24 protein-coding genes are annotated in these 25250 nt (G+C 67.4%); 6 read left to right on the top strand and 18 right to left on the bottom strand.

The genetic code is table 11. The features are described 5' to 3' along the window. Window positions 1-73: 73 nt before the first annotated feature. Window positions 74-1435 (bottom strand): SLC13 family permease, encoded by a 1362-nt coding sequence (locus tag WKC72_RS08235; protein WP_268789241.1) that lies wholly within the window; start codon window positions 1433-1435, stop codon window positions 74-76. A gap of 196 nt (window positions 1436-1631) precedes the next feature. Here WKC72_RS08235 and WKC72_RS08230 point away from each other — a divergent pair, with 196 nt between their 5' ends. Continuing rightward, a complete protein-coding gene (locus WKC72_RS08230; protein WP_037239763.1) occupies window positions 1632-2327 on the top strand; it encodes a FadR/GntR family transcriptional regulator in 696 nt (231 codons plus the stop codon). A 6-nt stretch (window positions 2328-2333) separates the two neighbouring features. On the opposite strand, the gene WKC72_RS08225 is transcribed toward WKC72_RS08230, so the two are convergent. From WKC72_RS08225 to WKC72_RS08215, 3 genes are read right to left on the bottom strand one after another with little or no spacing between them, the layout of a single operon-like run. Beyond that, on the bottom strand, window positions 2334-3515 hold the full coding sequence (locus WKC72_RS08225; RefSeq protein ID WP_370182263.1) for a CaiB/BaiF CoA transferase family protein: 1182 nt from the start codon (window positions 3513-3515) through the stop codon (window positions 2334-2336). Then, window positions 3512-5227, bottom strand: a complete 1716-nt coding sequence (locus WKC72_RS08220; RefSeq protein ID WP_370182262.1) for an acyl-CoA dehydrogenase family protein — start codon at window positions 5225-5227, stop codon at window positions 3512-3514. Before WKC72_RS08220 ends, WKC72_RS08225 begins: the two co-directional genes overlap by 4 nt. Beyond that, window positions 5224-6591: an MFS transporter gene (locus WKC72_RS08215; protein ID WP_370182261.1), complete on the bottom strand. Its 1368-nt coding sequence runs from the start codon at window positions 6589-6591 to the stop codon at window positions 5224-5226. Before WKC72_RS08215 ends, WKC72_RS08220 begins: the two co-directional genes overlap by 4 nt. A 143-nt stretch (window positions 6592-6734) precedes the next feature. On the opposite strand from WKC72_RS08215, the gene WKC72_RS08210 reads away from it, so the two are divergent. Continuing rightward, window positions 6735-7625 carry a LysR family transcriptional regulator gene (locus tag WKC72_RS08210; RefSeq protein WP_128641043.1) on the top strand — a complete coding sequence of 297 codons (891 nt, stop codon included), beginning with the start codon at window positions 6735-6737 and terminating at the stop codon, window positions 7623-7625. Between the two features lie 27 nt (window positions 7626-7652). On the opposite strand, the gene WKC72_RS08205 is transcribed toward WKC72_RS08210, so the two are convergent. The 3 genes from WKC72_RS08205 to WKC72_RS08195 form a co-directional block, all read right to left on the bottom strand. Continuing rightward, complete coding sequence (locus WKC72_RS08205; RefSeq protein WP_370182259.1) at window positions 7653-7961, bottom strand: hypothetical protein; 309 nt, start codon at window positions 7959-7961, stop codon at window positions 7653-7655. Then, window positions 7958-8896, bottom strand: coding sequence for an epoxide hydrolase family protein (locus WKC72_RS08200; RefSeq protein WP_370182258.1), 939 nt, complete (start codon window positions 8894-8896; stop codon window positions 7958-7960). The genes WKC72_RS08205 and WKC72_RS08200 overlap by 4 nt, the downstream gene beginning before the upstream one ends. 235 nt (window positions 8897-9131) lie before the next feature. Further along, window positions 9132-10550 (bottom strand): histone-like nucleoid-structuring protein Lsr2, encoded by a 1419-nt coding sequence (locus tag WKC72_RS08195; RefSeq protein ID WP_370182257.1) that lies wholly within the window; start codon window positions 10548-10550, stop codon window positions 9132-9134. 757 nt (window positions 10551-11307) lie between these two features. On the opposite strand from WKC72_RS08195, the gene WKC72_RS08190 reads away from it, so the two are divergent. After that, window positions 11308-12819: a YdiU family protein gene (locus tag WKC72_RS08190; protein WP_128641039.1), complete on the top strand. Its 1512-nt coding sequence runs from the start codon at window positions 11308-11310 to the stop codon at window positions 12817-12819. Window positions 12820-13074: 255 nt separating this feature from the next. Further along, window positions 13075-13668, top strand: a complete 594-nt coding sequence (locus tag WKC72_RS08185) for a hypothetical protein (protein ID WP_128641038.1) — start codon at window positions 13075-13077, stop codon at window positions 13666-13668. Between the two features lie 542 nt (window positions 13669-14210). On the opposite strand, the gene WKC72_RS08180 is transcribed toward WKC72_RS08185, so the two are convergent. The 3 genes from WKC72_RS08180 to WKC72_RS08170 form a co-directional block, all read right to left on the bottom strand. After that, window positions 14211-15413, bottom strand: a complete 1203-nt coding sequence (locus WKC72_RS08180) for a cytochrome P450 (RefSeq protein WP_370184286.1) — start codon at window positions 15411-15413, stop codon at window positions 14211-14213. Window positions 15414-15443: 30 nt separating this feature from the next. Next, window positions 15444-16418, bottom strand: coding sequence for a 2Fe-2S iron-sulfur cluster-binding protein (locus tag WKC72_RS08175; RefSeq protein WP_370182256.1), 975 nt, complete (start codon window positions 16416-16418; stop codon window positions 15444-15446). A 101-nt stretch (window positions 16419-16519) separates the two neighbouring features. After that, entirely contained in the window at window positions 16520-17203 is a 684-nt protein-coding gene (locus WKC72_RS08170; protein ID WP_370182255.1) for a TetR/AcrR family transcriptional regulator, read from the bottom strand. 107 nt (window positions 17204-17310) lie between these two features. On the opposite strand from WKC72_RS08170, the gene WKC72_RS08165 reads away from it, so the two are divergent. Continuing rightward, window positions 17311-18291, top strand: a complete 981-nt coding sequence (locus WKC72_RS08165; protein WP_370182254.1) for an NAD(P)-dependent alcohol dehydrogenase — start codon at window positions 17311-17313, stop codon at window positions 18289-18291. A 4-nt stretch (window positions 18292-18295) separates the two neighbouring features. Here WKC72_RS08165 and WKC72_RS08160 read toward each other — a convergent pair whose 3' ends face one another. The 7 genes from WKC72_RS08160 to WKC72_RS08130 all read right to left on the bottom strand — a co-directional run bounded on the left by WKC72_RS08160 (window position 18296) and on the right by WKC72_RS08130 (window position 23836). Beyond that, a complete protein-coding gene (locus WKC72_RS08160) occupies window positions 18296-18448 on the bottom strand; it encodes a hypothetical protein (RefSeq protein ID WP_005256569.1) in 153 nt (50 codons plus the stop codon). A 155-nt stretch (window positions 18449-18603) separates the two neighbouring features. Beyond that, window positions 18604-19356: an IclR family transcriptional regulator gene (locus WKC72_RS08155; RefSeq protein WP_037230036.1), complete on the bottom strand. Its 753-nt coding sequence runs from the start codon at window positions 19354-19356 to the stop codon at window positions 18604-18606. A 28-nt stretch (window positions 19357-19384) separates the two neighbouring features. Then, window positions 19385-21022, bottom strand: coding sequence for an ABC transporter permease (locus WKC72_RS08150; protein WP_370182253.1), 1638 nt, complete (start codon window positions 21020-21022; stop codon window positions 19385-19387). Next, on the bottom strand, window positions 21019-21948 hold the full coding sequence (locus WKC72_RS08145) for an ATP-binding cassette domain-containing protein (RefSeq protein ID WP_370182252.1): 930 nt from the start codon (window positions 21946-21948) through the stop codon (window positions 21019-21021). The genes WKC72_RS08150 and WKC72_RS08145 overlap by 4 nt, the downstream gene beginning before the upstream one ends. An 8-nt stretch (window positions 21949-21956) precedes the next feature. After that, a complete protein-coding gene (locus WKC72_RS08140; protein WP_037229822.1) occupies window positions 21957-22661 on the bottom strand; it encodes a TetR/AcrR family transcriptional regulator in 705 nt (234 codons plus the stop codon). A 48-nt stretch (window positions 22662-22709) separates the two neighbouring features. Then, entirely contained in the window at window positions 22710-23090 is a 381-nt protein-coding gene (locus tag WKC72_RS08135) for a decarboxylase (RefSeq protein WP_128641030.1), read from the bottom strand. Between the two features lie 128 nt (window positions 23091-23218). Beyond that, the gene (locus WKC72_RS08130) at window positions 23219-23836 is read right to left on the bottom strand and encodes a hypothetical protein (protein WP_370182251.1); all 618 of its coding nucleotides are present in this window, start codon (window positions 23834-23836) and stop codon (window positions 23219-23221) included. 300 nt (window positions 23837-24136) lie between these two features. On the opposite strand from WKC72_RS08130, the gene WKC72_RS08125 reads away from it, so the two are divergent. After that, window positions 24137-24679 (top strand): hypothetical protein, encoded by a 543-nt coding sequence (locus tag WKC72_RS08125; protein ID WP_011595636.1) that lies wholly within the window; start codon window positions 24137-24139, stop codon window positions 24677-24679. A gap of 19 nt (window positions 24680-24698) precedes the next feature. Here WKC72_RS08125 and WKC72_RS08120 read toward each other — a convergent pair whose 3' ends face one another. Then, window positions 24699-25175 (bottom strand): SRPBCC family protein, encoded by a 477-nt coding sequence (locus WKC72_RS08120; RefSeq protein WP_037229828.1) that lies wholly within the window; start codon window positions 25173-25175, stop codon window positions 24699-24701. Between the last annotated feature and the right edge of the window lie 75 nt (window positions 25176-25250).

Here is a 25250-nt window from a genome sequence, read left to right as displayed (position 1 = left end):
ATCCGGCCGATGTCAAGAGTCGAAAATCGACGTGCCGGGGCGGGCGGCGGGCCGGGCGCCTACCCGTCGACCGTCAGAGCCAGCCGGGTACGACCAGAATCGCCCAGGCCGCGAGTGGACCGATGGCGACGACGAGCGCGCTGTACTCGAGGATCTGCTTGTAGAAGCGGTCTCGATCGACGTTCTGCGCGTTCGCGAGGACCAGCGCTCCGTTGGTCGAGAACGGGCTGACGTCCACGATGGTCGAGGAGATGGCGAGGGCGACGATGACTCCCACCGCGCCCACCTCACCGGCGAGAAGGAACGGGACTGCGAGCGGAATGGTCGCTCCCAGAATTGCCGTGGACGACGCGAACGCGGAGACGATGGCCCCGATGTAGCAGAGGAGAAGGGCGACGAGGAGAGGCATGCCCAGGCTTGCGACCGCGTTTCCGACGTACTCGACGGTGCCCGCCTCCTGCAGGACTCCCACGAAGGTGAGGACACCACCGATGAGCAGCACCGTCGACCAGCTGATCTGCGCGATCGCGCCCTTCTGCGCCTTCGGCGAGGCGAGCGCCAGGATGACGGCCACCGTCATCGAGATGAATCCCACGTCCAGGTCGAGGATCAGCGAGAACACGGCGAGCGCGGCGAGACCGACCAGAGTGAGCGCCTGATCGAATGTGACACGAGGCTCGGGCGAGCCGGCCAGGGTCTGCGTCGGGCGCACCTTGGTCGCCGTGGCCCCTCCCGACCGGGAGTCGCCTCCGGTCGCGGGCGCTCCTCCGCCCGAACCACCGGCGCCGCTTCCTCCGATGTCCTCGGCGGCGTCGTCGTGGACGCTGCGCCCGATCAGGTCCCGTCCACCCAGGAAGACGAACAGCAACACCCCGATCGCGGCATTGAACAGGAGGCTTCCGAGGAACAGCGTGAGCGGGCTGTTGGTCAATCCCGCCTTGGTCGCGATGTCGTTGACCGTGACGCCGTAGATGCTGATCGGCGAGAATCCGCCCGCCTGGGCCCCGTGCACGACCATCATGCCCATGAGCAGGGCGTTGATCTTGTACCGGGCAGCGAAGCCGAGAGCGATCGGCGCGACGATCGCGACGGCGGCGGGGCCGAGCGCACCGATCGAGGTGAGCACCGCGGTGATCCCGAACATCACCCAGGGGATCAGCGCGACACGACCGCGGACCAGCCGGACCGCCCCGCGGACCATGAGGTCGACGGTCCCGTTGTTCTGGGCGATCGCGAACAGGTAGGTGATGCCGACCAGCGTGAGAAACAGGCTGCTGGGGAATCCGGCGATGATGTCGTCGCTGCTCATGTGCAGTGACAGAGTTCCGACGAAGAATGCGGCAACGAAGCCGAGTGCGCCCATGTTCACGGGCAGCACGGTCGCCGCCAGGAACATGACGGCGAGCGCAAGTATGGGGATCAACTCGGTCGACATGAAAGTCTCCGGTTCTGTGGCAGTGGCATCTGGTCTCGACCGCCGCCGGCGAGCAAATTGACTCAGTGGCAGATTGGCCTAGCCACTTCATAAAAGCAGTGTCGTGGATCACTGTCAATAGGAACTATGGGTGCGGTTACATGCCTATGCGAGATACCGTGGAGTAGTTTCAGTGGAATGGAGAGTGGGTGGCCCAGTGGCTGAGCAACTGCGTCCGGTAGCACGACCGCGGCTATACGAGGTGATCGTCGAACAGCTCTGCGCCCATATCGCCGACCACGAGATGACGCCGGGCGACCGCCTCCCCGCCGAGCGTGAACTCGCAGCTCAACTCGGTGTGAGTCGCGCTTCCCTGAGTCAGGCGCTCGTCGCCCTCGAGGTGCAGGGTGTGGTGTCGGTCCGGCACGGCGACGGTGCCGTGCTCGTCCGTCGCCCCATCGAGGAACGAGCCGTCAAGGCGCTGCGCGAACACGCAGACCGTCTCCCCGAGGTGATCGAGGCCCGCGAGGCACTCGAGGTCAAACTTGCCGGGCTCGCCGCCGAGCGCCGGACCGACGCGGAGATGGCGGCGATCGATTCCGCCCTCGCGACGATGGAAACCGAGATCGCCGCGGGAGATCGCGGCGTCGTCGGCGACGAGCAGTTCCACGAGGCCATCACCGTCGCCGCGCACTCGTCACTGCTGGCCAAGCTGATGCACGAGATTTCCGGGCTGATCCGGGAGACCCGGATCGAATCCCTCTCCCAGGCCGAACGCCCGCGGGCCTCGCTCGAAGGGCACCGGCGCATTGCGACGGCGATTCGAGACCAGGACTCCGCGGGCGCTTCCCGTGCGATGGCCGATCACATCCGGATGGTGTCCGACGTCGCGCTGCTGCGCGAGGGCGGGTAACCGGGTCTACCCGCCGACCACCGACTGCGGCCGATGGGCAGCGAGGATCTCGTCGGTGTCGGCGCCCAGTACCGGCGGCGCGGACGTCAGGTGCGGGCGTTCGCCTGCGAAACTGACCGGAAACGCGATCTGCTGCAGGCTGCCGAGCGTCGGGTGGTCGACAGTGCCGATCATTCCGAGTGCCGCAGTGTGCGGGTCGGCGTAGATCTCGTCGAGGTGCCGGATCGGTGACACGGGCACGGCGTGCGCGGTGAGCGTGTCGCACCATTGCTCGACGGTGCCCGATGCGAAGGCCGCCGACAGTTCCCGGTCGAGATCGCCGCGATTCGCCACGCGGTCACGGTTGCGCGCGAATCGCGGGTCGACCGTCAGATCTTCGCGTGCGATCGCCGAGCACAGGCTCCCCCACTGGCTGTCGTTGCCCACCGCGACGACGAAGTATCCGTCGCTCGCGGGAAACGCTTGATAGGGAGCGAGATTCGGATGACCGGATCCCAGTGCGCCGGGACGCTCGCCGGTCGCGAAGTAATTGGTCGCCCAGTTCACATGCAGGGCGAGCTGGCACTCGAACAGCGACGTCGTCACGTACTGCCCTCGGCCGGTCCTCGACCGTTCCACGAGGGCGGCGAGCACGCCGATCAGCCCGAAGAGCGCCGCCCCCAGATCGCCCATCGCGAATCCGGCCTTCATCGGCGCCCCGCCCGGCTCACCGGTGAGTGACATCAGTCCGCCTGCGGCCTGCGCGATCATGTCGTAGCCCGGTTCGTCGCGCAGCGGACCCTGCTCCCCGAACGCGGAGATGTGCAGCACGACCAGATGCGGGTACCGCTCGGACAGCGTCCGGTAGTCGAAGATCCGCTGTAATCCACTGCCGGGCTTGAAGTTCTCGACGACGACGTCGGTCTCCTCCAAAATTCGGTGGATGACGTCTTGTCCCTCTTCCGATTTGAGGTCGACGGTCACCGACTTCTTGCCCCGGTTGATCGCGAGGTAGTACGTAGCGTCGGGGCCGACGAACGGCGGCCCCCACGACCGTGTCGGATCGCCGCCGTCGGGGTGTTCGACCTTGGTGACGTCGGCGCCGAGGTCCGCGAGCGACATGGTGGCGTACGGTCCGGCGAGGATCTTGGAGAGGTCCAGCACCCGGACACCCGCGAGGGGCGCCGGTCCGGTGTGGGTGGTGTTCACAGGAGAGCTCCTGTCGCAGAGTCGGATCGGGGTGCGGCGGCCTGCGCGGCGTCCGCGGTGACGTCGGTACCGTCGACGACGGCCGCGAGATGGTGGAGGGCAGCCCCCGGGAGGTGGCCGGTGTCGCCGGACAGGTAGGCGTTCGCGACGAGCAGCGACCGGTAGCCGCTGCCCGAGGTGATCGCGAAGTCGGCGAGGTCGTAGAGCAGGGTGGCCATCGCCGCGCGGGCAAGTTCGTTCGCGTAGCGTGCGCATCCGGCCTGCGCGGTGTCGTCGTCGCCGGCGACCAGCAGATCGCCTTCCTCGACGAGGTCGTCCCAGCGTCGACGGAGAACGTCGGCGCCGGCGCCGCAGTCGGGTCCCCATCCGGCGAGGATGCCGCGCATCGTTTCGGCCAGCCGGCGATGCGCACCGAGCTTGCGCATGCACCGCAGCACGTCCAGGGCGATGACGTTGCTCGACCCCTCCCAGATCGATCCCAGGTGGGCGTCGCGGACCAGCCGGGCGTGGGCCCATTCCTCGATGTAACCGTTGCCGCCCCGAACCTCCATGGCCTCGCCGGTGACCACCCGCGCCCGCTTGCAGATGTAGTGCTTCGCGAGCGGGGTGAGGACCCGGATCAGGGCACGCGCGGAGTCGTCGCCGCCGTCGGCGGCCTGCAGGCACTGCGCGCTGTACGCGACCAGGGCGAGCGCCGCCTCGGCGTCGAGCGCGAGCGGCAGCAGGGTGGCGCGCATCAGGGGCTGGTCGAACAGGGCCTTGCCGAACACGACCCGCTCCCGGGTGTGGTCGACGGCGTCGCGCACGGCTCGTCGCATCAGGGCGCTCGACCGCATCGCGTTCGACAACCGCGACGTGTTCACCATCTCGGCCATCTGCCGGAACCCGCGGTCGAGTTCGCCCACCTGCAGGGCGTACGCGCCGGTCAGCGACACCTCGCCGCTGGGCATCGATCGGGTGCCGAGCTTGTCCTTCAACCTGTCGATCGTGAAGCTGTTGCGCTCGCCGTTCGCCAGAACCTTGGGCACCATGAACATTCCGACGCCGCGGGTGGACTGGTCGTCGCCGCCGGGGAACCGGGCCAGGGTCACGATGACGTCGGCATCGGGATTGGACGCGAACCATTTTTTCCCGGTGAGCCGCCACGCGTCGCCGTCACGCTCGGCCCGGGTCTCCGTGCGGGCGATGTCGGTGCCGGCCTGAGGTTCGGTCATGAACATCGCGCCGGTCATCGCGCCCTCGGGGTCCGTCGACGTCAGCGCGTCGATCCACGGTCCGAACACGTCCGGGTCACCGAACATGCGCAGTGTGCGGGCGGCGGCATCGGTCATCGACACGGGGCACGCCAGCCCGAACTCGGCCTGCACGAACACGTACGACGCGAGGTACTTCACGAGGTGCGGCGGGACTGCGTCCCAGCCGTGCAGGCCGCCGCGGTGCGACAGTGCGGACAGTCCGTATTCGCTGTATGCGGCGCGGCACAGTTCCTGGTAGGAGGGGTGATACGCGATCCGGTCGATGCGTTCGCCGTCCCGGTCGAACTGCTGCAGCACCGGCGGATTCTTGTCGGCGGTGGCGGCGAGGGCGTCGAGTCGCCCGTCTGCGTCGGCGCCCAGCCGGTCGAGCAGGGTGTTCAGCCTGTCCCGGTCGGACGCTGTGGTCCACCGGTCGACGACGGCACGCAGGGCGGGATCGGTGTGTGCGAAATTCATGAGTGTGCAACATCTTTCCGGGTCGAGGTGTGTTCGGGACGGGGCTCGGCGTCGGTCCGGCCCGAGCGGGCTTTCCCGCGGCGGAGCAGCAGGGTCATGCAGGCGAGCGAGAGCACGACATAGCTGAGCCCGAGAGCGACGACCGGCCAGATCGAGTCGGTGTGGGTGAGCAGGAACTGGCAGAGCATCGGGGCTGTTCCGGCGAAGATCGCCGTCGACAGCTGATACGACAGCGAGATTCCGGTGTAACGGACGTTGGTCGGGAAGACCTGGGCGAGGATGCCGGCGAGCGCGGCGTAGTACATCGCGTGCGGCGCCGTGGCCAGCACCATGCCGAGCATGGCCAGGGGCACCGACCCCGTCTGGACGAGGAGGAACATCACCGGCAGCAACACGAGTTCGGGCAGCAGCATCCACCGGACCGCCCGCGACGGATCGATCTTCGTGGCCAGCACGGCGCCGAACGGCTGCACGAGCACCTGCGCGACGAGCGCGATCGTGATCACGAGCAGGAAGTCCCCGCGGTCGAATCCGAGATCGGCGGTGGCCCAGGCGAGTGCGAACGTGGTCTTCACATAGGTGATGGCGACACCCGCGACCACGGCACCGACGCCGAGGACGAGTTCGACGGGGTGCGAGCGCAGCACCTCGACGAGCGGCATCCGGGTGCGCTCCTGGGCGACGACGGCCTTCTTCATCTCCGGTGTCTCCGAGATCCGCAACCGGATGTACAGCGCGACGACGACGAGGGCGGCGGACGCGAGGAACGGCAGACGCCAGCCCCAGGACTCGAACACGCTGTCCGACAACAGCGTCAGTGCCAGGAACGCCAGGGTTGCGAGCAGATTGCCGACGGGCGATCCCTGCTGCGCGAATGCGCCGTACAGCACCTTCTTGTTCGGTGGTGCGAATTCGGTGGCGATGAGCACCGCGCCACCCCATTCGCCGCCCATGGCGATGCCCTGGACCACGCGGAGCGCGACGAGCAGTATGGGCGCCCAGATCCCGATCTGCGAGTAGGTGGGCAGACAGCCGACGCCGACCGTGCCGACCCCCATCAGAATCAGCGTGATGATCACGGCGTTCTTGCGTCCGAACTTGTCGCCGAAGTGACCGAACACGATCCCGCCGAGCGGGCGGGCCACGAACCCGATCGCGAACGTCGCGAAGGCGGCGAGGGTGCCCACCGCGGGCGAGGCGTCGGGGAAGAACAGCCGACCCAGCACGAGCGCGGAGGCGGTGCCGTAGATGTAGAAGTCGAACCACTCGATGGTGGTGCCGACGAAGGCGGTGACACCCGCCTTGCGGGCCTGCCGGGTGCTGTTTTCGGGTGGTGCGGCGTCGCGGCCGGGATTCGGATTCACGGTTCTCCCTGACTTTCGTGCTCGGAGGCATCACACCGAGGTGCGGGTGAGGTGTGAATCACTATGCTCGCGAATCCGTGTAGAGTCCAAGACTTAATTCAGCTTGTTTAGGTGATCCAGACACATAGTCGCGAGGAGGGGTCGTGGAACTCCGTCACCTGCACGCCTTTCTCGCGGTCGCGGAAGAACTGCACTTCGGGCGGGCCGCCGAGCGTCTCCACGTGGCGCAATCCCCGCTCAGCCAGACCGTGCGGGCCCTCGAACGCGAACTGGGCACCGACCTGTTCGTCCGCACCACCCGCTCCGTCCGGCTCACGGCCGCGGGCGAGGCGCTGGTGGGGCCGGCCCGGACCATCGAGGCGCAGGTCGGGATCGTGCGGGGCATCGCGCAGGCGGCGGCCGCCGGGGAGACCGGCCGCGTGACCGTCGGCTTCGGCGGCGCAGGCGGCTACACCGTGCTGTCCGTCCTCGCCCGCTCCCTCGCCGACGCCTACCCCGGCATCGAACTGGACCTCCGCCCGCAGATGTACTCCGGTGAGGTGCTCGACGCCCTCACCCGCGGAACCCTCGACATGGGCATCGTGGGACTGCCGGTCCCGCGGGGATTCGCCACCCACACCGTGCGCAAAGAGGCCCTGATGGTCGCAGTCCCGGCCGGGCACCGTCTCATCGACGCAGGTGCCGTCGTGCCGCAGGAACTGGCGAGCGAACGCTTCGTGATCTACCCCGCCGAACACGGATCCGTCGTCCGCGACGCCACGCTTGCACTGTGCGCGGCAGCAGGATTCGCCCCCGTCGTCGCGCACGAGGCGCCCGACCCGTATAGCCTCCTCGCGATGGTCGGCGCCGGGGTCGGAGTGGCCGTCGTGGTGGATTCGACGGCGCACCTCACCATGGACGGTGTCGAATACCTGCCCATCGCCGGCGACGCCCCCACCCTCCCCATCGCCATGGCCTGGCAGGACACCAACCCTTCGCCCGCAGTGCAGACGGTCACCCGGGTACTGCGCGACGTGATCGGGGATGTCGGGTAGCTGCGGCCGCCACCCCGCAGGGGTCGTTCAAGGCCTGCGGCCGTGGAAGGTGCGGCGCAGGTCGCTCACCCAGGCGTCGGGGTTCTCCCAGGGGATGAAGTGGCCGCCGTGGTCGTGGGCGTTGACGTTGACGTGGTTGAACCACTCGGCCTGCGGGCCGGTCTCGAACGCCCGGACACGCTCGTCGGCGGTGTGGATGCCGGGCGGGTTCTCGTATGTGACGAAGGTGAGGCCGACCGGGGCCTGCACGACCGGGGTGCGGTCGTGGGCGGGAGCCCAGGGGTAGCGGTTGGCGTTGGCGCAATAACGCATCGACGTGGCGATGGAGTTGTTCACCCAGTAGATCGTGGCGTGAGTGAGCAGGTCGTCCCTGGTGAAGACGGACTCGACGTCGCCGCCGTTGTCGCTCCAGGCGTTCCAGCGCTCCAGCGCTCCAGCAGCCAGGCGAGCAGTCCCGCGGGTGAGTCGCTCAGCCCGTGGGCCAGGGTGGCACCATCGAGCATGTGTACGGCGAGGTGGGACGCCGAGCGGTGGTCCAGCTCGATGATGCGGGCACGGACATCTGCGGGCTGGTCGTCGGCGAGGGGCCGATTCCGGGCGAAGTCCCAGGCGCGTGGGCCGGTGAAGAAGTCGAGCGGCAGCCCGGAGCCGATGTGGATGCCATACAGTTCGTCGGCGTACTTGTGGCCGAGCTGGCTGGAGACGATCCCGCCGATGTCGCAGCCCCCGGCAGCGTACTTCTCGTATCCCAGGGTCTCGGTCATCAGGGTGTGCCAGAGGTCGGAGACCTTCCAGAAGTTGACGTCCGAAAAGCCTGTGAGCGCGCCTGGGAAACCGAAGCCGGGCAGGGACGGCACGATGACATCGAACGCGTCGGCGGGGTCACCACCGAACGCGGCCGGGTCGGCGAGCGGGTCGATCACCTTCGACCAGTGCCAGAACGTCCACGGCCAGCCGTGGGTGAGGATCAACGGGATCGGGCGCGGGCCGAGGCCGGGCTTGCGCATGAAGTGCACCGGAACACCGGCGACGCTCACCTGGTAGTGCTCGTAGGCGTTGATGGCGGCCTCGGCCTCGCGCCAGTCGTAGCCGTCCCGCCAGTAGGCAACCAGCTCACGGAGATAACCGTCCGGGACACCGTAGAACCAGTCCCCGTTCCCCTCGTCCAGCGGCGGACGAGTCAGTGTGAGACGGGCGCGCAGGTCATCGAGGACCTCGTCGGACACATGGATCGGCGTGGGCTCCAGGGGAAAGGCGTGCGGGATGGTCACGGCTGCTTCCTTACTCGGTGAGAGACACGGTGCCGCCGGCCTGATGGCCGTGACTCGACCACCTTGACACCGGCGGGCGTGACATGCACCAGCACCGCCCGGCCGCCTCGCTCGACCCGGGGCGGCCTCTCATATTTGTGGAGAGCGGTGGTGTGGACCTCGACGATGCGCTCGCCGTTCCGACAAGCGGCGAGAACGAGGCCATCCCGCGGGATCCATCAGGGCGGTGTCGCACTCACGCGACCGGCATCTCTGCCTGTGCGTCATGGAAGGCTCGCTCGAGCTCAGCCGAGATCCGACCGCGGGAGGACACTTCGTGACCCGCCCCGATCGCCCACTCACGAATCTCCCTGGACGTCTTCTTCGCCGGAGCCGCACTCACCACTGACCTCTTCACCGGCAGCTTCACCGCGACCATCTTCTTCACGGCAGCCTTCTTCACGACTGTCTTCTTCTCAGCCGCCTTCGTCGCCGGCGCCTTTTTCGTCTGAGCCTTCGTCGCCTGAGCCTTCGTCGCCTGAGCGTCATGGAAGGCTCGCTCGAGCTCAGCCGGAATCCGACCACGGGAGGACACTTCGTGACCCGCCCCGATCGCCCACTCACGAATCTCCCTGGACGTCTTCTTCGCCGGAGCCGCACTCACCACTGACCTCTTCACCGGCGGCTTCACCGCGACCATCTTCTTCACGGCCTTCTTCTCCAAAGCCGCCTTCTCCGCGACTATCTTCTTCCCACCCTTCTTCTTCGCCGGATCCTTGCTCGCCGCCACCCTCTTGGCCGGAGCCGCCGCGGCCGTGTTCTTCGCGGCCGGCGTCTTCGCGGCCGTCTTCTTCGCGGGCGTCGTCTTCTTCGCGGCCGTCTTCTTCGCGGGCGTCGTCTTCGCGGGCGTCGTCTTCACAGCTGTCGTCTTCGCAGCCGTCTTCTTCACCCGCGCCGGCTCAACCTGAACCTTCTTCGCCTGAGCCTCGTCGAAAGCGAGCTCGATCTCGGCCGGAATCCTTCCGCGGGAGGACACTTCGCGACCCTCCCTGATCGCCCACTCACGAATCTCTCGCGTCGTCTTCTTCGCCGGAGCCTTGCTCGCCGCCACCCTCTTGGCCGGAGCCGCCGCCGCGGTCGTGTTCTTCGCAGCCGGCGTCTTCGCGGCCGTCGTCTTCGCGGCCGTCTTCTTCGCGGCCGTCTTCTTCGCAGCCGTCGTCTTCGCAGCCGTCTTCTTCACCGGCGCCGGCTCAACCTGAACCTTCTTCGCCTGAGCCTCGTCGAAAGCGTGCTCGATCTCGGCCGGAATCCTTCCACGGGAAGACACTTCGCGACCCTCCCTGATCGCCCACTCACGAATCTCTCGCGTCGTCTTCTTCGCCGGAGCCTTGCTCGCCGCCGCCCTCTTGACCGGAGCCGCCGCGGTCGTGTTCTTCGCAGCTGGCTTCTTCGCAGCCGTCTTCTTCGCGGCCGTCGTCTTCTTCGCAGCCGTCTTCTTCACCGGCGTCGGCTCAACCTGAACCTTCTTCGCCTGAGCCTCGTCGAAAGCGTGCACGATCTCGGCCGGAATCCTTCCGCGGGAAGACACTTCGCGACCCTCCCTGATCGCCCACTCACGAATCGCCTTGGTCGTCTTCTTCGGCAAACCTTCAAAACCCCTCGGTGATACCGCCATGTTGTCTCCTTCTTCGCCGGGCAATCGTCGAATGCACACAGTAACGGCTGCATCCCCTTCGTAATGAGGACGCTCACCCGAACAGACATTTCGACCTCGCACCAAGCAACATTTCAGGACCAGCGGGACTCACCCTGACAAGACGATTCCCGCGGTCCGAGACCGTGCGGCGGATCCAAGACACCCGCTCTGTAACGCTCGTCTCCAGTTGGCGTCCGACCGCTTCCAGGACCCTATTCCGGTTGCGGATCCGCGCGGTCCGCTTCGGCCTGCAGCCCTGGCCTCGTCCATCCGCTGAACCTGCGCAGCAGTGCCGCAGATTTCGCGACCACGAACGTGTTGCCGGCAGCCGAGTTCGGCGGCGATCACCGACACGGGTGTGAGCTCATCGGTCTTGCCGTCGCGCTCCAGCACTCACAGAACCTGACCCTCTTTGGTCCGCAACGGCTCCTCGACGACCGTCTCACGTTCCGCATCAGCCATAGGCTGGTGCGAAACGGTGGCGAACTGCCCAATGGTCGCGAACACCACACCAGTGCTGCGTACGGCACACCCGAGCTCGCCAGGTAGCCACACTTCGGTCGTTGCTTAGCCCTCCGGACGCGACGACTCCGGGACCAGCTCAGCGGAATCGCTACGAGGGCGATGCTGCCCTGCCTGGGCCAGGTGGCAGGCACGGGGTCCCCGGCAGTCTTCTTGGTTTTCGGATGTTCTCTCGGTCGTGCGCGACGAGACAGGTCGAGGTGGTTACGCTCGCATGATGGCTGCAATCCCCGATTCCACAGTGAGCACGAATACCGCCGTGGCTGGCCTCGAGAGCACCTTCGCCGACGAGCTGGGCGCCTTGACGGTGCCGTGGCAGGGTGCTCCTGCGCCTGACCCCACGTTGCTCGTGCTGAACGAGCAACTCGCGGCGTCGCTGCGGTTGGACGTCCAGGCACTGCGACGAGAGGACGGGGTCGGCGTCCTGTCCGGATCGACGGCACCGGCCGGGGCCAAGCCGGTGGCGATGGCGTATGCGGGCCACCAGTTCGGCGGATACGCACCGCTCCTCGGGGACGGTCGGGCGTTGCTGCTCGGCGAACTGACGAACAGTGATGGGCAACGGGTGGATCTGCATCTCAAGGGCTCGGGGCGCACGCCGTTCTCCCGGGGCGGCGACGGGTTCGCGGTGGTCGGCCCGATGCTGCGCGAATATCTGGTCAGCGAGGCCATGTACGCCCTCGGCATCCCCACTACGCGCGCGCTGTCGGTGGTCACGACGGGTCAGCACGTCCACCGACACGGTGCCGAGCCCGGTGCCGTGCTCGCTCGGGTCGCGGCCAGTCACCTGCGGGTGGGCACCTTTGAATACGCGGTGCGGCAGGGTGAGGTGTTGCAGCCGCTCGCCGATTACGCGATCGCCCGCCACTACCCGGAGCTGACCGAACTGCCGGCGGACGGTGACGGTAGTCGCTACCTGGCATTCTTCGAGGCGGTGGTGGAGGCGCAGGCGTCACTGGTGGCGAAATGGATGCTCACCGGTTTCGTGCATGGGGTGATGAACACCGACAACACGACCGTTTCGGGTGAGACCATCGACTACGGTCCGTGCGCGTTCCTCGACGCGTTCGACCCGGCCGCGGTGTTCAGTTCGATCGACCACGGCGGCCGCTATGCGTTCGGCAACCAGCCTGCTGTCCTGAAGTGGAATCTCGCGCGCTTCGCGGAAACTCTACTGACACTGATCGGTTCCACCCCGGATGACGCGATTGCCGCGGTGTCGGCAGTCCTCGATACCTTCGACGAGCGTTACGACGCCCACTATGCGGCCGGTATGGCGGCAAAGCTCGGGTTGGCCGGCAAAGCCATCGATCGGGCATTGGTCGACGACCTGCTGACGCTGCTGGAGGAATCCAGTATGGACTGGACGGGCAGCTTCCGTGCTCTCGCGGACGAGCTACGCGGCAATTCGACGCCTCTCGACGGTCTCGTACCGCGCGAGCGCATCGGGCCGTGGTTGGAACGCTGGCGCGGCGCACTGACGAAACATGGGCGCGGGGCAGCGGAGACCGCGGACGCGATGGACTGCGTCAACCCGCTGTACATCCCGCGCAATCATCAGCTCGATGCCGCTTTGCGCGCCGCGACCGACGGGGAGCTCGCTCCGTTCGAGAAACTATTGGAGGTCGTCACGCATCCGTTCGACCGCCGCGACGAGTGGTCCGACTACACCACACCCGCCCCACCGTCGTTCAGCAAGACCTTCCAAACCTTCTGCGGTACTTGACTTCCGGCCCGGAAACAGGGTGACGCCGGGTTCACGGTTCTTCCCGTCCCACGCCCATCCCTGGATGCGCAACGAAGGGTCCGGTGCCAGGCAGCACAAAGGGCACCCGACCACGCCGCGCGAGTCGGCTGGCGGCGGCGCGCCACCATTCGCGTCAAGGCGTGGGTAATCGGACGCTGTTTCGGGTAAGCGGACGTCGGTAGACCCCTCAGCGGCAACACGCCGTCCTGAACTTCCACCCGATATAGAGGCCTCATGAACGCCATCACCGCCCTCCCCCTGGCCATACTGCGCGTGCAGTACACGATCGTGCGCTACCCGCTCCATCTGATCGACGACCAGGTCATCGCACACCTGGCACCCGCGGCACCGGCCCGGCGGCTGTACCGGGGCAGCCTCAACCTGCTCGATTGTGCCGTCGGCACCGTTCTGGGTGACCAGGACCGTGCCCATCGTGGTGCCGACACCGAGCCCCGCATCACCCCGGTCTCCGGCAACGCAGCCGACACGGATGACGCCAGCGCATCGGATATCGCCGCCGCTGGCGCCGTGGCCGCCCCTCGGTCGGCGACCGTCGAGAACGCCGAGTTGAACGAGAAGGCAGCCCACCAACTCGACACCGATTCGCTCGCCGAGCACCTCGAAGACATCGAGGCGCAAGAACAAGTCGAGCACTCCGCGACCACCGACCCGGCGACCACCACCGTCATCACCCAACTCGCGGACGCCGCGAGCACCGAACCCGACACGACACTGACCGGAGAACTGGCCGACCGCGTAGCCGAACTCGCCCGCGCCGACACCCCACCACCGGGCGCCGGAACTACCCAGACCGGCAAACGCCACTGACGACCGCGCGATCACCGCAGCAACGTCCGCACATCATCGAGGGCCAAGGCCTGACGGAGACCAGTTCTGCACCGGCCCAGGCTCTGGTGATGGGCGTCCTCGCCGCCGCCCTCTCGGCAACCACATCGTCTTCGGGTCGACCGGATGCGTACCCGACGCTCGACTGCCTACTCGCAAGCTTCGGCCGCTCACCGAGACGTGCGCACCTGTCCGGACCCAGGACGACGAAACCGATACTCGGACATAAAGTCTCGAGTCGACTAACTCACACGGCATACCGACCAGGAAGCGCTCCTCCGAAGCGTGTCGCAACACCCCGCGCAGATCTAGCGGGCAGACCCGCCGTCGAAACAGTCGACCAGGACGGTCATATGTCCCACGGAACTTGTCCGATGGCCTGCCGGCCAAATGAGCTCCGCGGGCAGGCCGAGGGGTTTGCATAGCCCGGATCCGGGCCTGCCGGACCTGCGTCTCGAGGTGCTCGAAGGAAGTCGCGGACAGCCTTCTGTTCGGTCAATACATACGTACGTATGGTCAGGTGACTATGCCAACCGCACCCGCACAGGCACGGATTCCCACGACCGCAGCGTGTTGTTGAGGTGCCGCCGCACCGGTCCGGCGACCTCCAGTGATTCGACCCGGGATGCCAGTGCCGTCAGCAGCGCCTCCGATTCGAGCCGGGCGACGTGCTGGCCGACGCACTGGTGGAGTCCCATCCCGTACCCCACGTGCCCGGACGGGTTGCGGCCCAGATCGAACGCGTCCGGGTTGTCCCACCTGCGGGGGTCGCGGTTCGCGGCGCCGAGGAACATCAGGATCTTCTTCCCGTCCGGGATGATCGTGCCGCCGATCTCGGTGTCGCTGGTGGCGGTTCGGAAGAACGTCTGGACCGGCGACTCCCATCGGACCGCCTCGTCGAACGCCGTCCGGGCCAGCGTGCGGTTCTCTCGCAGCCTCGCCCACTGTTCCGGATGCGTCGCGAACGCGTAGAGCACGGCCGCGAGGCCGTTGACCGTGGTGTCGACCCCCGCCGTCAGCAGGGACCGCACGACGAGCGGCGCCTGCTCGTACGTGATGTCGCCGCGGTCCGCCGCCGCCCAGATCTGCGCGCCGAAGCCGTCACCGGTGAGCGCGTCGCGGGCGCATTGCGCGTTGACCCAGCCCATCAGTTCGGCCACCCGCGGTGCCCCATTCTCCACCAGGCTGTTGACCGGACCGAACGCGTTGAACGCGTGATCGCCGTACGGCAGAAGGTTCTCGCGTCCGGCGTCGGAAATGCCGACGGCATCCGGAAAGACCCGCAGCGGGAACGCGGCGGCGAGGTCGGTGACCGCATCGAATTCCGTTGCATTCGACAGCAACTGGTCGACGAGGATCTCCGCGTCCCGAATCCAGGACGCTCTGAGCTTCTGCAGCGCACGAGGACCCAGAATCTTGCTCAGCACCGCTCGTGGAGCGTCGTGGTGCGGCGGGTCGGCCTCGAGCAGGACGCTCGGCGGACGCCACGGGGTCTCGTCCCGGAAGTTGCTCAGCCCGACCCCGGCGGCGGATTGGAACGACTGCCAGTCGGTCAGCGCGGCGTGGACCTGCTCGTAGCGGCCCAGCGCGAAGACGTCGTATCGCCGCAGGTACACGACGGGGCCTGCGTCCCGCAGGTCGGCCTGGAACGGTAGCGGGTCCTGCAGGACGTCGAGGGCGAACGGGTCGGCGTCGCTGACGGGCAACGCGCGGGCGGGGGCGAACATCGTCACGGTGAATCCCTTCGAGTGGGTCGGTCAGAGGTCGAGCACGAGACGGTCGGAGCAGGACCGGGAAACGCAGATGAGCATGCAGTCGCCGACGGACCGCTCGTCGTCGTCGAGGACGGAATCGCGGTGGTCGGGGGCTCCGGCGAGGACGGTGGTCTCACAGGTCCCGCACGTGCCCTCGCGGCACGAGGACAGGACGTTGACCCCGGCCGCCTGCACGGCGTCGAGGACGCTGGCCCCGGGTGTCACCGTCACCGCGAGGCCGGAGCGTGCGAGTTCGACCTCGAACGGTTCGTCGCGCAGCGGCGCGCCGCGGTCCTTCGCGACGAAGCGTTCGGTCCTCAGCCTGCCGACGGGCCAGTCCGCGCAACAGTTTTCGACGGCCGCGAGCAGCGGTCCGGGTCCGCAGACGTAGACCTTCGCATCGGTCGCGGCGGCCGCGGCGAGATGCGCCGGCAGGTCGAGGTGGCCCTGCTCGTCCCGAGGCACGACGGACACTCGGTCACCGTAAGCGGCGAGTTCGTCCCGGAACGCCATGGACGTGCGGGTGCGGCCACCGTACAGAAGCTGCCAGTCGATGCCCATCAGTTCCGCCTGGCGAACCATCGGCAGCAGCGGGGTGATCCCGATACCGCCGGCGACGAACAGGTACCTCGGCGCGGGGACGAGCGGGAAGTTGTTGCGCGGTCCGCCGACCCCGACGAGATCCCCCTCCGCGAGTGCGTCGTGGACGAACGACGACCCGCCCCGGCCGGCGGGTTCCCGCAGCACCCCCACGCGGTAGCTGTACGCGTCCCACCGGTCGCCGCACAGCGAGTACTGCCGCGTCAGTCCATTGGGTAGCAGCAGGTCGATGTGAGCTCCCGGGGCCCAGTCCGGCAGTCGCCGCCCGTCGGGATGCCGCAGGGTCAGTGCGACAACACCTTCCGCGACAAGCTCTTTGGCCGCAACGCGTAGCGCTGCGTCGGCTGGCGTACCGGAAGAAACCGGGTTTTGTGGCATCTCGACTCCTCGATCTCGCGTTTGTTCGAGGATCTTCCGAGCCGGGGGTGAGCCGCCAGATCATTTTCAATAGTTGAAAGTCGAGATGTAACGGGGGTCACTCAACTGGGCAGGGGCGGTCCGCCCGCTCGCTCGAGTCCGTCGAGAATCAGATCGAGCCCGTATTCGTACTCGTCACCGAAGTCGTATCCGGGCGCCATGGCGTGCTGCGTCACGAACTCGGTGAGGTGGGGGTACTCGCCGGCAGGGACGCTGCCGAGTATCGATTCCGCCACGTCGGTGAGCTCGTCGGAGGAGCCGAACGGCAGGCTCGTCTCCTGCATCGCGAACCCGTAGACATAGCTGTCCAGGGCCGAAAATGCATGCGCGGCAAGCGCGATGGAGAATCCCGCTGCTCGCAGAATCCCCAGCACCGCGTCGTGGTGCCGGAGCGTCGCGGGGCCGGGGGTCGCCCGCGATTCCATCAGGACGGTGGCCCAGCGGTGCCGTGCGAGCACCTCCCGTGCGGAGATCGCCCGCCGTCGCATCGCGGACCTCCAGTCGGGACCGTGCGGCGGCAGGTCGATCTCGCCGAAGACGACGTCCACCATGCCGTCGAGGAGGTCGTCCTTGTTCTTCACGTGGCGGTACAGCGACATCGCCTCCACCCCGAGCGTCTGCGCGATCCGGCGCATCGTGAGCGCCTCGACGCCGCTGTCGTCGGCGAGTGCGACGGCGGCGCGCAGGACGCGCTCCCTGGTCAGGGGAACTCGGGGTTCCACCGTCGGGTCGGTCGCGGCCGTCATCGCACGTTCTCCACCAGTGCAGTTTACGTTGTAAGTCTTGACTTACAACGTAAGCTTACATCGTAAGTAAGTCGCTTCCAGAATCGGAGTCCGAGCATGGAGACACCATGAAGGCCGTCGTCCAGGACGTCTACGGTCCGCCCGAAATCCTCGAACTGCGGGACGTCGGGATGCCGGTTCCCGCCGACGACGAGGTCCTCGTCCGAGTACACGCGGCGGGTGTCGACCGCGGCGTCGCACACCTCGTGACCGGGCTCCCGTATCCGTTACGCCTCGCGGGCTACGGGATCCGCCGGCCCAAGGCCGCCGTTCCCGGGATGGATCTGGCCGGGCGCGTCGAAGCGGTCGGCCGCGCGGTCACGGGATTCCGTCCCGGCGACGACGTGTTCGGCATCGGCGCCGGGACGTTCGCGGAGTACGCGTGCGCACCCGCGGCCAAACTCGCGCACAAGCCTGCCGGTCTGACGTTCGTGCAGGCCGCGGCGATCGCGATCTCCGGGCTGACGGCGCTGCAGGCCGTGCGCGACCACGGCAGGGTCACGGCGGGGCAGGCGGTGCTGATCATCGGCGCGTCCGGCGGAGTCGGCACGTTCGCCGTGCAGGTGGCCAAGGCGTACGGAGCCGAAGTCACGGGCGTGTGCAGCACCGCGAAGGTCGACCTGGTCCGGTCGGTCGGGGCCGACCACGTCGTCGACTACACCCGCGAAGACTTCACCCGCCTCGGGCGGCGCTACGACGTCGTTCTCGACATCGGCGGCAACTCGTCCCTCTCCCGCCTGCGCCGGGTCCTCACACCGCGCGGCAGACTCGTCATCGTCGGTGGCGAAACCGACGGGCGGTGGCTCGGGGGAACCGATCGCCAGATCCGCGCACTCGCGTTGTCCCCGTTCGTGAGTCAAACACTGTGCGTGTTCGTCTCGAAGGAGGACGGTAAGGATCTGCTCGTTCTCCGCGACCTCGTCGAGTCCGGCGACCTCACGCCCGCAATCGACCGGACGTACTCGTTGAGCGAGGCCGCCACGGCACTCCGACGCCTCGTCGACGGTCAGGTTCGCGGAAAGCTCGTGATCGCCGTGACTGCGGACTGAACTGTCAGGTGTGTGCCCTTCGGCTGATGTCTTTGTCGACGGCGGTCGCGATGTCGTGGACGAGCCGGGAGTGCCAGAGTTTGTGTGCCTCGAGGTCCGCGGTGAGCGCGTGGCAGTCCGGGCATTCCCGGGGGCTGGGTTGCGAAGTGCTTTCCATGATGCTGCGCTTTCTGGGAGAAGTGGTTCCGATTCCACCGTGGCACGGGCGGGGCGGATAGTCCACCGCGCACAGCGTCCCAGACATTGGTCAGCCGCCCGCGCAATTGCGTCGGATTCCGGCAAATCCGTGGGCGTCTGCCACCCGGGCTCGCCTCATGTCGGTGCCGCCGCCATCACGCGGGTGATGCCCTTCGCGGCCGCCTGCAGCGCGGGGATCTGCGCGTACGCTTTCTCGTCGTTCGGCACGATGACCGACAGCGCGGCGACCACCCTGCCGCTGCCGTCCCGCACCGGAACCGCGACGCCCGTGGTGTCCGCGTAGAGGTGGCCGGCGCAGAGGATGTAGCCGTGCCGCCGCACGTCGGCCAGCACTCCCCGCAGCTGTCGTGCGGTGCGGATCGTCTTGTCGGTGTACACCTTCAACGGCTCGCTCAGGATGCGCTCCTGAAGCTCCGACGGGCCGTGCGCGAGCAGGACCAGCCCGGACGACGACACATGGAGCGGCATCCGGCCCGCGATGCGCGTGTAGTTGACCACGGCCCCCGGTGCGGTGAGCCGCTCGATGAACAACACCTCGTCACCTTCGAGGACACCGAGCTGAGTGTGCTGCCCGACGACGGCGTGCAGGTCTTCCATGAACGGCATCGCCGCTTCCCTGAGCCCGAGGGTCGGGGACGCCCGCGACGCGACCTCCCACAGGCGGACCCCGATCCGCACCTTCCGGTCCTCACGCTCGAGCCAGCCGCAGCCCACCAGTTCGTCGATCAACCGCGACGTCGTGGAGATGTGGAGACCGGACCGTCGCGCGATCTCGGACACCGTGAGCAGCGAATCGTCCGAACGGAACGATTCGACTATCCGCACCGCCCGGGCCAGGACGGACTCGCCGGTGTGCACACGCGCCATGCCTTCAGTGTGCACACCGGCGAGGCGCTCAGCGCAGGTCGCGTCGCCGGAACGCCGCCACACCCACCACGATCAGCACCACCGTGATCAGGAGCAGCCACACGATCGGTGTCGCCTCGAACTGCCCGCCCGGCAGCTTCGGGGCGTGGCTGAACGGCTCCAGATTCAGCACCGTCTGCGGGAACTGCGCGATCGACCCGACCATGAAGATCAGGAGGAACGCGACGAGCACGCCCCACGCCACCGGCGTGAACCTCGGGACGACACCGAACAGGAGGACCGTCACTCCGGCGAGCATCCAGATCGCGGGAAGCTGCACGAGCGCCGTCCCGATCACGTCGGGTAGGGCTCCCCCCACGTCGCCGATGGATGCACCGTACGTGAGTCCGGCGGCCACTCCGGCCACGATCATCGCGACCGCAGGTCCGAACAACGCGAACAGGATGTGGCTCGACGCCCACCGGACGCGGCCGACGGAACCGGCCGTCACGGGTTCGAGGCGCTGGGCATTCTCCTCGGAGTACAGCCGCAGCGACGCGGAGATCGCGTAGGCCGCGGCGGCGATCGCGAGCATGGTGAACGCGTAGCCGATGAACGATTCCTCCAGCGACTGCGACCCGCCCATCCGCGTGATGATGTCCCGGATCGTCTGGCTGTCGCCGACCTGGCCACCGATCCCCTTCGCGGCGCTGCCGATGAGCAGGCCGTAGAGTCCGAGCCCGGCGGTCCAGGCCGCGAGCGTGCCACGGTGCATCCGCCACGCCAGTCCCAGAGTTCCGGCGAGCGCCGGCGACGCATCGGTGGGACCGGGGCGTTCGGCGATCAGACCGGCACCCACATCGCGTCGGCGCAGGAGAGCGTATGCCGCCCAGGTGAGGACGACTGCCGTGACGAGGCTGGGAACGACGACCCACCAGCGTTCGTCGGCGTACGGACGGATCTGCAGGTCCCAGCCGAGCGGTGAGAACCACGACAGGGTGCCGGACCCGGCATCACCGACCGCGCGCAGCGCGAACGCGACCCCGAGCACCGTCAACGCGACACCGCGCGCGACGCGGGCGCCGGTACTCACCTGCGCCGCAACGGCTGCGACCGCCGTGAACACCAGACCGGAGCAGGCCAGCGACGTCCCGAACGCGACCGATCCACCCACCGGAAGGTCGCGGGCGAGCAGCGCTGCCGCACAGAGAATTCCGGTGACGACGGAGGCGCCGCCGGCGAGGAGCAGCGCCGCGGTCAGGCCCGAATACCGTCCGACGGAGGTGGAGTCGAGAAGCTCCGCCCGGCCGGTCTCCTCCTCGGCTCGGGTGTGCCGGATGACCGTCAGGATCACCACCAGCCCGATCAGCGTGTAGTAGATGCCGGCCTTCCAGACACCCACCGACCCGAGGCTGGAGTTGAAGATCGGCCCGTACATGGCGATCTGCGCGGGGCTGGCCGCCGTGGTGGCCGCGAACTCCGCCAGCTGGGCGTCGGAGGTGTAGATGTCGGCGATGCTCGCGACGTACAGCGCCGGCGCGAACGCGAAGATCAGGATCCACAGTGGCAGCGCGATCCGATCCCGGCGCAGGAACAACCGCAGAAAGTGCAGCGTCCCCTTGAAATCCGAGGATGATACCGGCGCCGGCTCCACGGGCCGGTACCGGGACACCGTTGCGGTACTCATGCCCGCACCTTCTCCACCGTGTCGGACGACGTCGTCGTGCCGTCGTCGATCTCGTAGTGCCGCAGGAAGAGTTCTTCGAGGGTCGGCGGCTGACTGACGAGGCTGCGAACCCCGGTGTCGCCGAGCACCCGGATGAGCTCGCCGAGATGTTCGCTGTCCACCTGGCAGTGCAGCGTCGACCCGTCGAACTGGATGTCCGCCACGCCGTCGATGCGGCTCAGATCACCGGGATCGCCGAGCAGTTCAGCGGTGATCGACGTACGACTGAGATGCCGCATCGACGCCAGTGTCCCGGATTCGACCGTGCGTCCCGACCGAATGATGGTGACCCGCTCGCACAGCGCCTCCACCTCGGACAGGATGTGACTGGACAGCAGCACCGTCACACCCCGCTCGCGGGCCTCGGCGACGCATTCACGGAATACCTGTTCCATCAACGGATCCAGGCCCGATGTCGGTTCGTCGAGCAGCAGCAGGCGAGCCTCGGACGAGAACGCCGACACCAATGCCACCTTCTGACGATTGCCCTTCGAATACGCCCGCCCCTTCTTCCTCGGGTCGAGGCCGAAGCGCTCGATCAGATCCTGCTTGCGGGTCTCGTGCAGTCCGCCGCGCATCCGCGCGAGGAGGTCGATGGTCTCGCCGCCGGACAGCGACGGCCACAGCGTCACGTCGCCGGGGACGTACGCCATGTCGAGATGCAGGGCCACGGCGTCGCGCCAGGGATCGCGGCCGAACACGGTGGCCTCACCGCTGTCGGAGTGCAGGCTGCCGAGGAGGACGCGGATGGTGGTGGATTTGCCGGCGCCGTTCGGCCCGAGGAACCCGTGCACCTCCCCCTCGCCGACCTCGAGGTCGAGTCCGTCCAACGCCCGGGTTCGTCCGAACGTCTTCACCAGGTTGCGCACTTCGATGATCGCACTCATAACTGCTCCTAGTTCGGGGAGTCGGTATGTTCTGCGGGAGCCGCGCCCGCCTGCGCGGCGCCGTCTTCGGTGGCCAGATATGCCTCGAGCGTCGACGAATCCGGCAGCAGGCCCTCGGTGTACATCTCGAGGGCGGGCAGCGTGACGTCGGTGGCGAGGTCGCGGATGGCCGTGGCGTAGTCGAGCGGAGCTTCCTTGTCGGCGCGCATCTGCAGGTAGAGCAGCATCGCGCCCACGTTGTAGAGAGTGAGGTAGCGCGCCCGCGCCTTCGGGTTGCGACTGGGCCGGACACGTCCGGCTGCCACTCCCAGCGCGAGATACTGCTCGGTGTCTTCCACCATGTGCTCGAAGAGGGATTCGCCGAGACCTCCGCCCGCCTGGAAACTCCGCACGATGTACGCGACGAGCGGGGCGTACTGCTCGATCTCGGCGAGGGCGTGCATTGTGCCCGCCGGCCCGGGGGTCGAAATCGCCTCCGCCTTCTGCTCCCGGATGATCCGCAGGACGTGCTCGTCGCATTCGGCGCGCAGCCCGTCCTTGGAACCGAAATGGTGGATCACCAGACCGGGTGACACTCCGGCTGCGGTGGCGATCGCCCGCACTCCGGTACTGAAGCCGTGATTGCCGAACACCGTGATGGCCGCGTCGCGCACTCGGGCGCGAGTGGTCATATCGGGTTGCGGGACCTCGGAACCGGCACTGGTTGAACGCATGTTTAATACGCTAAACGCGCGTTCAACCGCGCGCAAGGGGTGAGGGCGTCAAGATTTCGTCAAGGCGGGAAGTCCCGGCTCGACCGGGTGCCCGGTGAACACGACGCTCGGTCGGGGATACCGGTTGCGGGCGCAGGCCTCGTCCAGCGCCTCGTCGACGATCTCCCGCAGATCGACACCGTCGACGCCCTGCAGGACCAGTTCCGTCAGGATCACGCCGTAATCGCGCCGGACCTGTTCCATCAGCCCGATCGCTTCGTCGATCGCACCGGAACCGGCAGTGCAGCGGAAACCGATCAGCCGCAGCTGCGGTTGTTCCATCACCGCACGCAGCGCGTCTTCGATCCCCTGGCCGAGCACCGAAAGGTCGAGCACGATGTTCTGGCGTGGCTGCTCGTGTACGAACGGGTGGGGAAGGTGAAGCGTCATCGGAACCTCCTCGGGGATTCAGTTCCAGATCTACCCCCACCAGGCGAGGTCGCGGCCGTTCTTGACGGCACTATGACTCCGGTGGCCGCAATCCTGACGCGGTGTTGGCGCCGCGAGGGTCGCCTTCCCTATGCCGTTGCCTTCTCGACCGCGTCGCGAGTGAGACCGGCCAGCTTTTCGACATTCTCGGTGGTAGCCGGATAGCCGGCCGAGGTCACCCCGATGACGTACTCGCCTGCGAGCGCGCCGTACCCGATGTGCGTGTCGGCTCCCTGAGTCACGGAGCCGGCGAATGCCTTGTCGCCGACGTCGGCCGGCGCCGGTAGCGGTACGAACCCCTGGACGGTTTCGCTGTTGCCGATCGCTTGCTCGAATGCGCTCGCAGCTGCGTCGGCGCTGGGATACTGATCGACGGAGACGGTTACCCTTCTGCCGTCGCCCCCTTCGTAGATCACCATTCTCGTCGCGTCGGGGGAACCGGACGCAGTGGAGTTCTCACTCGTCGCCGTCTGTTGCTCTATCTCCGGAAAGTACTTCTGTACGACGTCCAACCCCACCAGAACCTCCTGAGGCAGCAGGTTCGTCCCGGATGTCGTCGCGTCCTGCTGCGATTCGGCGCCAGACTGCGTGTCCTGCCGCCCACACGCACCGGCGAACACGACTCCGGCCAGGATGATCGCGAGGATGGCGAGCGGTGCGCTACTGCCGGTCCTTCGCACGCGGTATCGCTCCGTCGGCTGCATCATGATCGATACCCCCTCTTGCTCGGGACAATGCCTCATCGTGTGGCCGGACCATGAGCTGACCGACCAGAGCTCACATGGCACCAATTCTCTCCGCTCCGAAAGCCCTTGGCAATCGTCGCGCTTCGTTCGGCCGTGCTCGAGTGCCAATTTCCCGATGATGCGCTGAGGTCATTGCCGAATACGACTGCGTGAGTGGCGGTCCAGTTCGCACGACCTGTAACAGATCCTGTCCCGCTTCCGAAATGGAATGGGGGGCGACGGACGTCTCAATTCTCGTGGTAACGAAGGAATGGAGCGCTCATGAATAAGCAGCTGGGACGACGGGTCTGTGCCGCGGCACTCACCGCTGTCGGACTGGGAACCGCTGTGGCGACCGGAGGAGGCGCTGTCGCAAGCGCTCAGCCCGCGCCACCGACATCGACGACCATGACGTGCTCGAGCGCGAATCCCCTCGTCTGGGCACCGCCGTTCACGTGGACCATCAACGCCGCGTCTGGGGAGTCGCTGCGACCGGGTGGATCCGCACTGGAGCCGGCAATTCTGCTGAGTGGCGGCAATGAACTGCCGACGCCGCCGGGTGGTCTCATCCCGAGCATCGGAGTCAACTGGTACGGCACGCGGGTGTCGGTCGACTGGCACAACACGACAACCGGCGCGACCGGACACAGCGTCAGCGACGAGGCTGCCTGGCAGCAGAAGCCTGGAATCCCGATCAACCGCACCTGGACGGGAACCGGAACGGTGTCATTCACCGTGACCGTCCAGACCGGCGCGGGATGGTGGTTCGTCAATTCTCAGAATGCCGTCTGCCAGGGAACGATCTCCGTCGTACCCGGACGGTGACTCGGGACCTCGGCTACGGTCAGGCCGGAGGCCTTGGGTCATTCGCCTCGGCGAGTTCGGCAAGCCTGTCGACAGAGGCCTGAAGCCTGTCCGACGTGGTGGCCCGGGCGCGCTCGAGGCGCTTCTCGTCGGTCAATCGCGACCAATCGTAGGTATGCGTGACGCGGACGCGCGCCTCGTCGACTCGGTCGAGTTCCCAGCGCCACAGATGACCCGGCGGTTGTTGGCCCTGCACCGAGGGCAGCCAGGCGATCAGGCGCTCCTCCTCGAACTCCACGACGTGGTTGTCGCGGATGCCGCCGTTGGTGAGCGTCATGGTGAACACGTCACCGGCGGCGCGTACCCGCTGGCCGGCGGCGGCCTCGGCCAGGTTGTCGTTGCCATCCCAACGCGGCTGTTGCGACGGGTCGGCAATCAGTTCGAAAACCGTCCGCGCCGGGGCGGCGATAATGCGGCCGGCGGTCACGACGGTGGGAATCCCGTTCTCCTCGGTCATAACTCGATCAAACCATGATGTGTCGGCAGAACTGCGCGACCGGCCGATGTCTGGATCGCGGATCCGGAGTCGAGC

The sequence above is a fragment of the Rhodococcus wratislaviensis genome, from assembly GCF_041228765.1.
GTDB lineage: Bacteria > Actinomycetota > Actinomycetes > Mycobacteriales > Mycobacteriaceae > Rhodococcus_F > Rhodococcus_F wratislaviensis.
Note: the sequence above shows the minus strand (reverse complement) of the source record. Positions and strands in the feature narration are given on the sequence as shown.